This window comes from Mesoplasma seiffertii ATCC 49495, assembly GCF_000518725.1.
GTDB classification, from domain to species: Bacteria; Bacillota_I; Bacilli_A; order Mycoplasmatales; family Mycoplasmataceae; genus Tullyiplasma; species Tullyiplasma seiffertii.
This window is the reverse complement of record NZ_KI912485.1, coordinates 275,969-290,356: the sequence shown is the minus strand read 5'-3', so window position 1 is coordinate 290,356 and position 14,388 is coordinate 275,969. Positions and strand designations below refer to the sequence as shown.

Annotated in this window: 12 protein-coding genes; 10 read left to right on the top strand and 2 right to left on the bottom strand. The window is 29.9% G+C overall.

Annotated elements, in window-relative coordinates; translation table 4 throughout:
- Window positions 1-2 precede the first annotated feature (2 nt).
- The 3 genes from L872_RS0102645 (at window position 3) to L872_RS0102635 (ending at window position 2,597) form a co-directional block, all read left to right on the top strand.
- Entirely contained in the window at window positions 3-842 is an 840-nt protein-coding gene (locus L872_RS0102645; RefSeq protein ID WP_027063323.1) for a DegV family protein, read from the top strand.
- Window positions 843-946: 104 nt separating this feature from the next.
- On the top strand, window positions 947-1,720 hold the full coding sequence (locus L872_RS0102640; protein ID WP_027063322.1) for a DxFTY motif-containing membrane protein: 774 nt from the start codon (window positions 947-949) through the stop codon (window positions 1,718-1,720).
- Window positions 1,713-2,597, top strand: coding sequence for a hypothetical protein (locus L872_RS0102635; protein WP_027063321.1), 885 nt, complete (start codon window positions 1,713-1,715; stop codon window positions 2,595-2,597). The genes L872_RS0102640 and L872_RS0102635 overlap by 8 nt, the downstream gene beginning before the upstream one ends.
- A gap of 17 nt (window positions 2,598-2,614) precedes the next feature.
- On the opposite strand, the gene L872_RS04940 is transcribed toward L872_RS0102635, so the two are convergent.
- A complete protein-coding gene (locus L872_RS04940; RefSeq protein WP_027063320.1) occupies window positions 2,615-3,379 on the bottom strand; it encodes a phosphotransferase in 765 nt (254 codons plus the stop codon).
- 58 nt (window positions 3,380-3,437) lie between these two features.
- On the opposite strand from L872_RS04940, the gene L872_RS0102625 reads away from it, so the two are divergent.
- Genes L872_RS0102625 through mtnN form a run of 5 tightly spaced genes read left to right on the top strand, consistent with a single transcriptional unit; the run spans window position 3,438 to window position 7,242 of the window.
- Window positions 3,438-4,040 (top strand): non-canonical purine NTP pyrophosphatase, encoded by a 603-nt coding sequence (locus L872_RS0102625; RefSeq protein ID WP_027063319.1) that lies wholly within the window; start codon window positions 3,438-3,440, stop codon window positions 4,038-4,040.
- Between the two features lie 10 nt (window positions 4,041-4,050).
- The gene (locus tag L872_RS0102620; RefSeq protein ID WP_027063318.1) at window positions 4,051-4,596 is read left to right on the top strand and encodes a tRNA (cytidine(34)-2'-O)-methyltransferase; all 546 of its coding nucleotides are present in this window, start codon (window positions 4,051-4,053) and stop codon (window positions 4,594-4,596) included.
- 1 nt (window position 4,597) lies between these two features.
- Window positions 4,598-5,455 carry a Cof-type HAD-IIB family hydrolase gene (locus tag L872_RS0102615; RefSeq protein ID WP_036268852.1) on the top strand — a complete coding sequence of 286 codons (858 nt, stop codon included), beginning with the start codon at window positions 4,598-4,600 and terminating at the stop codon, window positions 5,453-5,455.
- Entirely contained in the window at window positions 5,448-6,557 is a 1,110-nt protein-coding gene (locus L872_RS0102610) for a nicotinate-nucleotide adenylyltransferase (RefSeq protein ID WP_027063316.1), read from the top strand. Before L872_RS0102615 ends, L872_RS0102610 begins: the two co-directional genes overlap by 8 nt.
- 1 nt (window position 6,558) lies before the next feature.
- Window positions 6,559-7,242: a 5'-methylthioadenosine/S-adenosylhomocysteine nucleosidase gene (gene mtnN, locus L872_RS0102605; RefSeq protein WP_051418441.1), complete on the top strand. Its 684-nt coding sequence runs from the start codon at window positions 6,559-6,561 to the stop codon at window positions 7,240-7,242.
- Window positions 7,243-7,278: 36 nt separating this feature from the next.
- On the opposite strand, the gene L872_RS0102600 is transcribed toward mtnN, so the two are convergent.
- Window positions 7,279-11,466, bottom strand: a complete 4,188-nt coding sequence (locus L872_RS0102600; RefSeq protein WP_027063314.1) for an FtsX-like permease family protein — start codon at window positions 11,464-11,466, stop codon at window positions 7,279-7,281.
- Between the two features lie 199 nt (window positions 11,467-11,665).
- On the opposite strand from L872_RS0102600, the gene L872_RS0102595 reads away from it, so the two are divergent.
- On the top strand, window positions 11,666-12,310 hold the full coding sequence (locus L872_RS0102595) for a deoxynucleoside kinase (protein ID WP_027063313.1): 645 nt from the start codon (window positions 11,666-11,668) through the stop codon (window positions 12,308-12,310).
- A gap of 95 nt (window positions 12,311-12,405) precedes the next feature.
- Window positions 12,406-14,322 carry a PTS transporter subunit EIIC gene (locus L872_RS04645; protein ID WP_051418440.1) on the top strand — a complete coding sequence of 639 codons (1,917 nt, stop codon included), beginning with the start codon at window positions 12,406-12,408 and terminating at the stop codon, window positions 14,320-14,322.
- Window positions 14,323-14,388 lie beyond the last annotated feature (66 nt).

The following is a 14,388-nucleotide window of genomic DNA, read 5'->3' as shown; positions in this document are numbered from 1 at the left end:
AAATGAAAATAGCAATACTAACTGATTCATCATATGATGGAAGAATTGATGAATACAAGGATTTGCATCTAGTACCATTAATTATTAATACCGAAGATGGACGAGAAATCTTAGATGATAATAATTTAGCAAAAGATGAATTTTATGATTTATTAGATAGTCAGCTTTTAAAAACTTCTCAGGCAACTCCTGGTCAGTTAATGAAAGTATGAGATGACTTATTGGTTAACTATGACCAAATAATTTATTTACCAATCTCTAAAGGATTATCAGGTCAGTTTGCCAATGCCCGTATGTTAAGTGAGACTGAAGAGGCTTATAAAGGGAAGGTTTTTGTTTGTGATGGAAATAATGTTTCAATTATTACACAAAAAACTGTTAAGCAAATTGCTTTTTGAATTGCTGAAAATAAAACTGGATTTGAAATTTTAGAATTAGTTAAGGAATATAATGGTAACTTTACAACTTTTATTATTCCGAAAAACCTAGAGACATTAAAACGTGGAGGAAGAATCACTCCAACAGCTGCTGCTCTTGCAAAAATGTTGAAAATTATTCCAATTCTTCGTTATGATGGAACAATAGACAAAGAAGATACAGCAAGAACTTTTAAAAGAGCAATTAAAGAAGCTTTAAAAATGATTAAAAAAGAATGTCATGGAGTCAAGGTTATTGATGTAGCGTATTCACGTTTCAATTCAGAAGACTTTGAAATGATTCTAAAAATTATTGCGGATGAAGGTTTTAAAGTTGATACGATGTCAGAATTAACTAATGTTATTATTTCTCATACTGGTCGTGAAACTGTGGCTTTGTGTGGTTGAAAAAAACCAATTAAATAGAATTTAAAAAGTAAGTTGCAAGGCTTACTTTTTAAATTTTTAAATTTACTTTAAACCAAACTAAAAAAGATAATTGTATAATTAAATAAATAAAGGAGATAGCTATGGAAGAAAAACAAACAATGACTGATTCTTATTGACAGCAGTTACGTCAATTTTCAGCATCAAGAACTAATTTTTGAATTAGTTTGTTGTCAGAGTTTTGTTTAACTATCATACCTTTTGTTGCTTTATGATTGGTCGTTGGACCAGATTTCAAGGCTTACAGTTTTAATGTTTATACTTCAAGACTAAATAATAACTTTGGAATTTTAATTGCAATTGTGCTAGGCTATTTTAGCTATGCTCTTTTATTTAATACAATATTATTTTTCGTTCGTCTTCAAAAAGCTGATTCATTTACTTATACATGTGGATTGGCATTTGTGGGTATTTCAATAATTTTAAATGGAGCTTGAATGAGCAATTGAGAGGTTGCAAAGCAAACAGAAATGCTAAAAATTTTTATTAGATTTATAATAGCAGTTGTTCTAGGAATTATTGGAGTAATTTTTGGAGTCTTACTAACTAACTTAGCACGTAACTGAGTTTATAAAATTGAAGAAGAAGATCAAGAAATCTTGACAGCATATCGTCAAGGATTACCGGTTCCTTCAAAGCAACAATTACGTATTGTTCGTGCTGAAAAAGCCGCACAAAAACGCGAAGCAGAAAAACAGGAGTTAGAAGTTTTTAAAGCACAATTAGATCTACGTCTGATTGAAGGTTATGATGATAAAAAAGCTGCTGAAAAAGCCGCAATTATCAAAGTTAAACTTGATGCTAAAGAAACCAAAAAGCGAAATCGGAAAAAAACACAGGGAGAGAAAAATGCATAAGAAAACTAAAACCGAAGTTCGCAAGTTTTATTACGATTTTACAAAAAAATATTTTATAACTAGTAAACCACTGTTAATATTATTTATTACTGATATGGTATTGTTTACTGCAGTTTGTATTTCATTTTTTACAAAATTGGGTTTACCGAACATGAATGAAACCATTGAAACAACATTAAACTACTTAATTATCGTAAGTTCATTTTATATTTTATTAAAATTTACGGTAACTAACTTTATGTATGATTCAATGTATTTTAAAAAAATTTGTATTTATGAAGAAAACATTAAATTAAAAACAATGGAAATCAAAACTAACCGAGTAATTAACTACTTACCATTTCAGTTTGTTATTTTAATGATTACTTTAAACATTATTATTGTTGTTATTTTAAATTTTGAAGTAGAACTGATTTTTAATGATAGTGAAACACCGATTGTTAAAGTCTTAGTAACAACTTTAAGTACCTTACTATTAATTCCATCATTTACAGCGTCATTAAACAAAATTTCAACAATTAAGAGTGGAGTTAATAATAACTATAAATTATTAGTACGTGATCAATTTTATGCTAATAAAGATTTTATTAAAAACCATGAAGTTGTTAATGACTATGAATTTATTGAATTTAAAGATTTATCAATTGCTTCTAAAAAAGGATTATTCTTGTTGGCAAATGTTAAAGATGCTAAATGTCAAAAGACTTTGTTAAAACATAATTTAATGGTCTTGGATACTTATCAAGAAATTTGAAGTAAGTATAGTGACTTTTTAGAATATATTAATCAAGAACACACTAAAGGTCGTGACCGTCGCTTAGCGTTCTTAATTCAACGAGTTTTTGATTCAGTATTTATTGATATGTTAGATATTTAAGAATAAAAAAATTAGCACTAAAATGCTAATTTTTTTAATTTATCTTGAGCAATTTCTTTGAAGATTTCTTGACTTGTAAAGTGATACATATAACTTGCTCAATAACTTCATAAGTAATTTTGATAAGTAATGAAATCTTGCAGCTTTTGCTGATTATCAACTGATAAATTTAATAAGTTTAAAAATTTTGGTCATTGTTCAACTTCTAGTGATTCACTCATAAAACTGGCGTAATCAAATAATCAATGATTTAAACTGACAAACTCAAAATCAATTAATACTCAACGACGCTTTAATTTTAAAAAGTTTCCACGAACCAAATCATTATGAGATACGACTAAAGGTGAACCATCATCTCAATTGCTAATAATTCGTGTAATTTCAGCATCATATTGACTAAGATCAAATATCGGAGTTATTTTGGTTTTAAATTTAGCTAATAATCTTTGAGGATCAAAAACAGCTAAATCCATATCAAGTTGATGAAAGTGCTCAATTAAGTTGATTACAGTTTTCATTTTATTAACACAAATTGTAACATCATGAAAAGTTTTGGCTTGAGGATGATACTTAGTATAAGAAGTAAAAGTGCCATCTTCATCAAATTCTCAGTGCTTTGGTGTTAAAAGTCAGGTTAGTTGAAGATGTTGAACTTGTTCATAAAATCGTTGCTCATTGTTTCGATCTAGAAAATAATCAACAACTGAATTAGATTTTTTCCCGATTAAGTCATTTTTAAGAAATAAAGTATTAGTTAATCCTTGAAATTGTTTATTTTCCATTTTGAAACCTCTAAAATATATATTATATAATTTAATTTTACACTAAAGGAGCAAATTAATGACACAGCCAACTTTATGAATAGCGACAGCAAATGTCTCAAAGGCATTAGAATTCAAAACGCTATTTCCCGAGTATCAGATTAAAACTTTATTAGATATTCCTGAATATCAAGATATTGTTGAAGATGGAACTACCTTTCAAGAAAATGCGATGATTAAAGCTAAAGATTTAGCATTATATGTCAACGGAATTGCCATTGGTGATGATAGCGGATTAAGTGTTGATTGTTTAGGAGGATTTCCTGGAATACATTCTAAGCGATGAGCTGAACCCTTAACTGATTTTATTGAAATTTCTCAAGAGTTATTAGCTCGAATGAATGACTATCAAGCAATGGAACTTCGTACTGCAACTATGAGCACAGCAATTGCATTTTATGATCCAATTAATCAAGTTGAAAAAATCATTTATTGTGAGGTTCCGGGAAGAATTGCAAAAGCAGTTTTAGGAGAAAAAGATAAGGGATTTGGTTATGACCATATTTTTATGCCCAAAAATTCAGAGTTAACTTATGCGCAAATGGGATTGACTATCAAAAATAAAAATTCTTCACGTCAAAAAGCCGTAGATGAATTCAAAAAGTTTATTAAAAATTATTAAGGAGAATAAAATGAATCAAAGAAAATTACATATTGTTTTATATGAAACAGAAATTGCTCAAAATGTTGGGGCAATTATGCGTACTTGTGTAGCTACTGCTGCAAAACTTCATATCATTGAACCTTTAGGGTTTCCGTTTGATGAACGTCATTTATCACGTCCAAGTGCTAATGAGTTTAAATATGTTGATATGGTTCGATATGATGATTGAGCTCACTTTCAGGAACTTAATCCAAATGTCACATTATTTTGTTTATCACGTTATGGAAAACAACCAATTTCTGACTATGATTTTACGAAAGTTGATGGGGATGTTTTCATTATGTTTGGAAAAGAATCAACTGGAATTCCGAAACAAATATTAGCAGACAACTTTGAAACTACTTTTAGAATTCCAATGGTTCCTGAAGCAAGAAGTATTAATATTTCAAATTGCGTGGGAATTACGGCTTATGAAGTTCTTCGTCAATGAGACTATTTAAATTTATCAAAAGTTGAAGTTCAAAAAGGGGAAAACTATATTGTTGAAGGCAATTGAAAAGGACTCGAAGATTAAAATGTTTGGACCTAAATTACCTTATGTAATGAGTGATTGTGACGGAACAATTGTCAACCATGATTTAACGATTGCCAAAGAAACCATTGCTGCAATTTTAAAATATCAAAAACAAAGTGGATACCGCTTTGCATTTTGTACTGGGCGACTAGATGTTGCTAACCGCCAATTAGCTCGTCAACTTAAGGTTCAATTACCAATTGTTGCTTGCAATGGGGCGCTAATAACTGATTTAAAAACAAACGAAGTTTTATATGCTGACTATTTAGATTCACAAATTTGTGCGACAATTTTTCGCGAATGTCATAAACTAAAGATTGATATGATTGCCTATGTTCCTGGAGCAATGGTAGGAACTAAAACTTCACATCGTTTGCAAGTTTGACAACGCTATCAAGAGCAAATAACTAATCAAGCTGATAAGTGACCAATTCATTTTTATGATGACCTAGAAAAGCTAGCTAGTGCGATCGAACAAAAACAAGTTTGTCCTGTGGAATTAACAATGTATTGTGAAGACCAAAATAAGCTTAAGCAAGCCTTGGCAATGTTAGCAGCCTATGATCAATCAATTGATGTAGTGCAATCCCTACCAACAATGTTTAATGTCATGAATAAGGGGACTAACAAATTAACTGGATTAATTCGTTGAGCAGAAATTGTACAAACAAATTATCAAGAGGTAATTGTTTTTGGAGATAATCACAATGATTTAGCAATGGTTGAAGGTGTCTTTAAAGGAATTGCTGTTGGGAATGCTGTTGATGAGTTAAAAACTAAAGCTTACAAAGTTTGTGAGACAATTGATAATAATGGTGTAGGAAAAGAATTAGAAAGACTGGTGGCAACTAATGGCTAGAAAACGTATTGCTTTATTTGGTGGATCTTTTGATCCAATTCACACCGATCATGTCAATATTGCCAAAGCTTGTCATGAACAATTAGGATTTGAAGAGGTTTGACTAATTCCGGCGTATTTAAACCCATTTAAAAAGAAACAAAACAGTATTACTAAAGATCGTTTATCAATGTTAAAAATTGTTGAAGCCCAAAATTCGTTTATTCGAATAAATGAATATGAAATTCGTAATCAACGAGCAACACCAACTTTTGAAACGGTAAGTTATATTTTAGAACATTATCCTGAAATTGATTTTGCCTTTATTATGGGAAGTGATCAATTAGATAGTTTTGAAAAGTGAAATGAATTTGATAAATTAATTAAACTAGTTCCTTTCAAAGTCTTTAAACGTCAACCAGAAATTAATCAAGAAATTGTTGAAAAGTATAATTTAGAAGTATTTGAATTTAATAATAACTTCTTATCTTCAACAAAAATTCGTAATCTTATTGATTTAGATAAACAGATTCCGGAAATTAACGATTATATTAATTACAACTTATTATATTTACATGAGCGTTTGGAATCACAAATGGATCAGGAACGTTATTTGCACTGTTTAAATGTCGGAGCGATGGCTAAAGAGTTAGCAGTTATTTGAGGTGAAGATGATCAAAAAGCGTTTATTGCCGGAACTCTACATGATGTTACGAAACGCTGAGATGATCAAAAAGCTCAATGATATTTAAAACACTACATGCCAGGATTATTAGCAGAGCCAAAACCAGTTTGACATTCGTTTACGGGGTATTTACATTTGCAAAAAGATTGATTGATTAAAGATACAGAAATTTTGCAAGCGGTATTCAATCATACTGTGGGAAGCCCTGATATGACTCGATTGGATATGATTGTTTTTTGCGCTGATAAGATTTCTGTTGAACGCAATTATCCTAGAGTAGACTATTATCGAAATTTATGTTTTAAAGATTTAACACAAGGGTTTAAAGAATTATTACAAATGCAATATGATCGCTCAGTTGCTGATCATGGCATTGACAACATTGGTAAAATGTTGATTAATACAGTTAAATACTGAATAGAAGATGAGAGAGATTAAAATGATATTATTAATTGGAGCGATGGAAGAAGAACTTCATCAATTAGTTGCTGATATTAAAGCAACACCAGTTAAAAATTCCCTAGTTCGTGAATTTTTAACCCCAGACAAAAAAGTTCTTGTAGCATATACAGGAATTGGCTTAGTAAACGCAGCAACAGCCTTAACATACTTACTTACTAAGTATCAAGGACAAATTAGTCAAATTGTTAATGCAGGAACAGCTGGTTGTTTAGATAAGCATCACTTAAAACGAGGAGATTTAGTCGTTGTTGAAAATGCCTACCTATCAACAGCTGATTCAACTGGTTTTGGTTATGTTCATGGTCAATTACCAGGAATGCCGCCACATTACTCAACAGACGATAAAATTAGAGCAAATTTGGCAAATTGTATGGCAAACAACCACTATGTATTTGCCAATACTGCATCAAGCGATATGTTCTTTGAATCACAAGCGAAGATCAATGAATATACTTCAAAACTTCCAGCTGAAATTGCAATTGCTGAAATGGAATGTGCAGCACTTATGCAAACTGCTCATATTTTCAATGTTCCAATCGGAGCAATCAAGATTGTTTCTGATGTGATTGGAAATGAAGATCCTAATGAAGAACAATTTGATCAATTTTTACCAAAAGCAGCTTTAAAATTAAGTGAAGTAATTCGAGCATATTTAAAGTAAAAAAATAACTTCCTAATGAATAAGGAAGTTATTTTTTTATTGGGTAAGTTTTTTAACGTTTAATCAACTGGCAATAAAAGTTATTAAGTATAAGAAAACTAAACCACCTAAAATTGCTAATGGATGTCATCAAACAACACTTGCAAAAAACACATAAGAGCTGCTATTTGAAATCGCCCCAATTATAATATAAATACTATAAATTCCTAAGCTTAAACCTCCAACAAACATAAAGATAATTCAAGAATTATATAATCTAAAGATTTGTCTAATTACATAAAAGTTTGAATATCCCAAGACTTTCATTGTCTTAATAAAGTGTTGATTATCTTCAATAATCAAGGTTGTCGCTAACAATAAAATAATCAAAGTAATCATTAATAAAATAGCTATGAAAATGTAAATTACTAAGGTTAACTTAACAGTTAAATTTTCAATAATATTCATTGTTAAGTTTACCGGAGTTAACATACTCAAAGTTGGTGTTGAGAATCCTTCGTAATATTTATCTTTGTTGATAATTAACTCACAATTACCATCTTCACATCCAGGAGGAGTTATCATTTCATAAGAACCGCGAGTTCCAAATAGACTAAAGTCTCCATAGCGCTGAGTTGTTGATAATCCCAAAGTCAAATCATCAATTTCGCTATTACCAGATAACTTATAGTTGAAAACAGGATAAAGGTTATTATAGAAGGTATCTAAATTATGTCACGCCATATTTGAAGTTGTTGCTAACCTAGTTTGGAAATCCTCATATGATGGTGAACCCTGTAAAAAAGTTTTTAAATCAGGGTCACTAAAGTTTTCAAAATTATATAAGTCATTAACAAAGGCTCACTCAGGGACAAAGAAGTTTTCAAAATTAAACTTTTGAATTTTATTGTACTCTAAAATTTCATTTGCACTGCTATTAGCAATTCAAGCCTGTGGTTTTCCATAACTATGTTCAATTCCGACTACCTTAAATGGTTTAACAGCTTTAACTGGATCTGTTCCAATTCGTAATTGATTATTAGTTACTTGCTTATGAACTGGAGGTTGTTTAGAAGCACCAATAGCGCCATTATTAGTAATTGCTAATTCTGCTCCCCCAAAGCTAGCTGAGGTAAACGTTTCAGGAATTCCAAATAAATTAGTATCAGCAAAGTTTCTTGTTTCTCGAGAATTTTTTGGAGAAGAATAGTAACTTCGACTTGATTGAGTTCGAAAGTCCTTGTATGGATTTTTAGTTCAACCCATTTTGACGTCGTTCAAATCAATTGGTTGATATTCATTATTGCTCAAAGTTTCTAATTTCGCATTAATCACATCTAAGTTAACCAATTCATTTACTTTTAAATCAAGTTTTTTAGCCAATGCTTGGTTGATTACAATGTTGTATACATCTGTTGTTGGGGTAAAAAGATTTTGATTTAAAAGTTGCGTCTTTTTATCTAGAAGTATTGTTAATTGAGAGTTTTGATTAATCCCATTAATATCAAATTCTAAATCTTGATACTTGGCTTTAAAAGTTGTACCTAGTTCATCAGTTAGTTGATTATAAGGAATGATACTATTGCTAATTGTAAAAGTATCATTATTTTCTAAGGCCTTGATAATTTTTTGTTGAATGTAATAAGGAGTATTCGTATAAGTCAACATTAAAATTGTTGTTCCCAAACGTCATTCAAACACAGACGTAAATCAAAGGGTTAAGTTATTATTTAATCGCTTAATGTCTTCATCAGATCATGATTTCAAAATTTCTTGCTTTAATGTCTTAACATTAATTAGTTGACTGTCTAAATAAAAGTCAAAGTCTGCTTGTTTGCTTGCACTAATTTGGTAGTACTTATTATAATCCTTATCTAACTTTCAGAAGTTTTGATAAGTGTTATTCTTGATCGCAATTGCTTTACTTAAAACATTGTTAACTTGTCTGTTGTCTAATAGGTTATTTTTAATAACTTTTTGGTTATAAGTTAATGGCAAAGCATCAGAATACTTTTTATAAAAGTTTAGCAACAAATTACAATAGGCCAATAAACTTTGACGATTAGGAGTTTGTTTTTTAAACTGCTCAAGTTCATTAGTTAGCATTGTGTGATCATTTCATTGAGAGTAAATGCTTTTCATTGTTTCACCAGCACCAAATCCCCCAACAATTCCTGAATCATCAATTTCAGCATTATCCAATTCTAATAAAAAGTTAGTTGATAAATTTTTTCAGTTTAATCAAGAAAATTCAGCTCAAGCAGTATTATTTTTCTTAGCAATATCATATGAATAATAATCGGTGTGAATATTATTATTTAAAATATCAGTTGTCACTTTTTCTCAGTTGATTTTGTTTGAACCATCTTGTAGTAGGGGATAGGCTGTACTTGCAAAATCCTTACTTTTAGAACCAATATATTCTTTAACCATTTTATTATCAAAATCAAATCCTCATTGTTCATCTTTAAAGTAAGGATTATAAGTTTTTAAAAAACTTAAAGGATTATTGGCAACCGGAGCTGTATAAACTACCTTATTTTTATAATTAATGTTGGCAAAGACATTTTGATAGTTATTTTTAATTTGTTGAGGAACAACTAAAGCTGATGAAGTTAAAGTCGCACATAAAAGCATCGCAAAAGCAATTCCAATAATTTTTGAAAACGATGAAATAAAGAGGGCAGCACGAAGTTTATGATCAAACTTGTTAATTACAAATCACTGCTTATATTTAATAGCAATTCAAGAGATTTTTGATGACTTAATCCCAAAATTCAAATCAGTAATTGGTTTGTTAAAATTGCGATAACAAATCCCAGCATTAATTATTAATAAAATTACCATGACAATTATTAAGCTTAAAAGTTCAAAAATTCATAAACTAGGAGCAGTCATAAATTTAAAGTTAAAGATATTTGTAAATAAATCGATAAAGTGAGGTTCTAAGAAAATAAATAACCCCGTTGCCAAAATAAACCCGCTTAAGCAAGCAAACACAATTAATGCTAAGTAATTAAAAATAATTTTCCTGTTTGTATACCCCATTGATTTTAAATATCCAATTTCAGCTAGTTCATTTTCCAACTCTTTTTTAGATACTAAATAGAAAATAAAAAGTGTAATTGTTAAAACAACGACCATTAATAATCCTGCTAAAAGATCAAAGAATTTAATGATTTGTGAAACATTATTTATACGGTTGTAATGGCGATAATTTTTGTCGCTATTCTTAAAGAAGTATTGTTGATTATTAAATAATCCTCCTAAATCCTTATATTGTTTATTTAAACTATCTGGATTAAGACTTTGTTGAGAGTCATTAGTTTTAAGAGAGTAATAAGTTTGACGATCAAATTCTGATGTCAATGAAACCAAAGCATTATTTGAGTTAAAAATTTTCATTGTTCGTAATTGCGATAAGTCAGTATTGTAATTAATTTCAAATGAATAATTTTGAAATCCTAAAGTTCGACTATCAACATATACTAAAGCTTCTTGTTTTGCTTTAGGATACAACGACAAACTGTCAAAAGTTGGGTATGCAAAATCAACAGAAGTCCCTAGTCCAATAACTTCATATCAGTTTAATCCATAATACTTCCCATTTTCTAAAAGTTCTTCTAAAGAAGCAGTTGCTAAAATATCTTGATTAACAGCTAAATTTTCCTTAACTAATAAACTTGTTCCATATTCATCTGGTTGTAAACGGATGATTGATCCAATCTCAATTTGATTAGCTTTAGCAAAAGCTGGATTAAGAATAACTTGTCGCTTAGCTGATAAAGCATCGTTAGAAAAGTTATTTCCTTGAGTGATTACAAGTTTATCAATTTGGGTATCAGCAGTTGAATCAAATTTTGCAATAACTTTTAATTTTAAAGCTGCTTGTTGATTAGTAATATTGTTAATTGTTCATTCTTCAGTTTTTGACCATTCAAATCCATTTTCTAGAGCCAACTGATTTAAGATATATTGTTGATAAAGTTCCTGACTTTCAGGTAACTTATCAAGATTATCTTTAGTTGGATTGGTCAATCGAGTAGTAGAGTCAACATCCATGACAATATCTCGTAGATTACTTGCAATTTTAATTTCTTGATAGGCAGTATTAACTTTCAAGTTAACAGCAAATATTCCAAAAAGTCCCATAAAAAATAAAGAAATTAAAAACCCTAAAGCCATAATCTGCACAAGTTTTTTTTGAGACTTTCGTATAGAATTTTTTAAAAATAATCAGCGCATAATTCTCCTCGTAATGCTTAATAAAATCACATCGTTTTTGTTGTGATTTTAATACTATATCATGATAGAAGTTCAAAATGCAACTTCTATTAAATATTGTCAAAATTGTCTAAAATAAAATATTTGAAATAAACTTCAATTACGAGTTTCACAGCAAAAGAAAATGTTAAAATAATTTTAATTGTAAAAAGGAGAGTTTATGAAAATTGCAATTTTTGGAACTGTGGGAGCCGGGAAAACAACTTTAATTGAAAAGCTAAAAGCGAAGCTACCTAAAGATTATCAAGTGTTTTGAGAACCGTTAGCTGACAATCCATATTTTGAAGATTCGTATTCTCCAAATCCTGTTATTGCTCGTGCGGCTGCTTATAAAATGGAACTGTTAATGTTAGCCAATCGAATGAAACAATTTTTAGATTCTAAACAATATGAAAATGTTATTTATGATCGTGGAATTATGGATACAATTATTTTTGCTCATTGTAATTATGAAGCTGGTAATATTGATGAACGTGATTGAAAAGTATATCGTGAATATTTTGAAATTTCAGTATTGCCGTCAATTTTTAAAGGACCTAATCAAGAGGGATATGATTTAGTCATTTATTTGAAGGTTAGTCCAGAAACTTCAATTCGTCGAATTCATACCCGAGCAATTGAACGTGAATTGGCAGTTGATATTGATTTTTGAACTAAATTAACTGAAATGTATGATCGTTGATATTTACATTTAAAAGATGCGTTTCCATTTATGGTGATTGATGGGAATTTAGAAGACCCCGAAATTTATGCAAATCAAGTAGTTGAATATCTTAAACAAAATATGAGTTTGGAAAATAAGTAATTTTCCAAACTCATATTTTGCCCTAAAACTTATGATTATATGTATTATTTTATTTAAAAGTTTTTACTATACTCAAATTTATAAGGAGAGAAATTGTGAAAAAGAAGGTTAATTATAATCAACACGCCAAAAGCTTTTTAACAGCAATTGGTGGACAAGAAAATATTAGCAATTACGTGCATTGTTTTACAAGAATGCGCTATGAAGTAATTGATAAATCATTAGTTGATATTGATACAATTAAACAAAATCCGATCGCTAAAGGAATCAACTGAAATGGAGATCAGTTGCAAATCATTTTAGGATCAGGAGTAGTAGAAGAAGTTTTCAAAGAAACTCAAAACTTGTTAAACAATTCAGGTTCAACAAATACGGGAAGTTTTGAGTTAAAAGAAAAGTTCGCTCAAAAACGTAAACGCGGGATTGGACCAGTGTTTACAGCATTGGGAGATATCTTTTTACCAATTATTCCAGCATTAGTATCTGCTGGATTATTAATGGGGTTCAAAGCATTATTTGTTCAAATTGGAATTATTCAAGTAGGGACAGAATTTGAAAAGATTTTAAATATTCTAACAACCACAGCGTTTGCCTTTTTAGCAGCATTAGTTTGTTGATCAACTGTTAAACGCTTTGGAGGAACCCCAGTTATTGGGATTATTATTGGAATTATGTTTGTCTCACCAATATTGCCAGACAAAAATGCGATAGCAACTTGAGATTACTTCTTAAAGTTTGCCCAAGATTATCCAAGTCAAGATATCGCTAAACAAGCATGAATAAATATGGGATTAGCAGAACCAATTAGAGCTGTGCCATGAGAAATTGGGTTTATTTCAATTATGGGATGACAAGGATCAGTATTGCCACCAATCGCTTTAGGAATTTTAGCAGCTGTGCTAGAAAAAAATCTTAAAAAAGTAGTGCCAAAATCATTGAATATGATTATTACACCATTTACAACAATTACAGTTACCTTTGTAGTTGGACTATTTATTTTTGGTCCGTTATTACAAATTGTAGAAAAGGGAATTTTAATTGGAGCGACTAGCTTCTTAAAAATCCCTTATGGATTTGGAACAGCATTATTGGCTGGAACATTACAAGCGATTGTAATTACTGGAGCACACCAACTACTACAAGGATTGGAAATGCAAATGGTAATTGAAGGTCAAATTACTGGCGATGGTTCAATTATGAATGCAGTTTGAACTGCATCAATTGTTAGTCAAGGGGGAGCAGCATTTGCTGTAGCGTTCTTAACTAAAAATAAAGTTGATAGTAAATTACATTTATCTGCTGGATTAACATCATTATTTGGAATTACCGAACCAGTAATATTTGGAACTAATTTACCAAAAGTTAAACCCTTTTTATATGGTTTAGTTGGAGGAGCTGCTGGAGGATTTATTGCCGGAATTTTCAATGTTACTTGTCCAGGAATGGGAGTAACAGTAATTCCAGGGTTATTATTGTATTCAGGACAACCAACACACTTAATTGGAATTTTAGGAGTCAATGCTGTAGGTTTTGGAACTGCATTCTTATTAACATTCTTCTTATTTTCAAATAACGTAAATATTAGGAATGACTTTAACAGCAGTTTTAGAAAACTTGGTTTAAAAATTCGTTTTCAAAATAAACAATTGGTTAATGAACATAAACAATTTATTAATCAACACCAAACAGCAATGGCTACAGAAAGTAAAATTATTAATGAATATGAAAAACAAGTGGCAATCTTAGCAAACTTGGAACTTGAAAAAGAAGAACTAACTGATAAATTAGAGCTTAAAAAAGCTAAAAATAAAGAAACAACAAAAATTGTATCTTTAATTGAGAAAAAAGCAGCGTTAATTAAGCAACAACATAAGTTAATTGATGAGTCTCAAAATACTTATGAACAAACTTTAGCAGAATATAAAAATATTGTTAATGATTATCAGTTGCTAATGACTAGTCAAGGAATAGAAAACTTCGATACTAGTACCTTTAAAATAGCAGTAAAGTAGAAAATATTACAAGAGAATTTTCCGATTTGGAACAAACTCTTGTTTTTTTTTTTTTTTGTTAGAGTT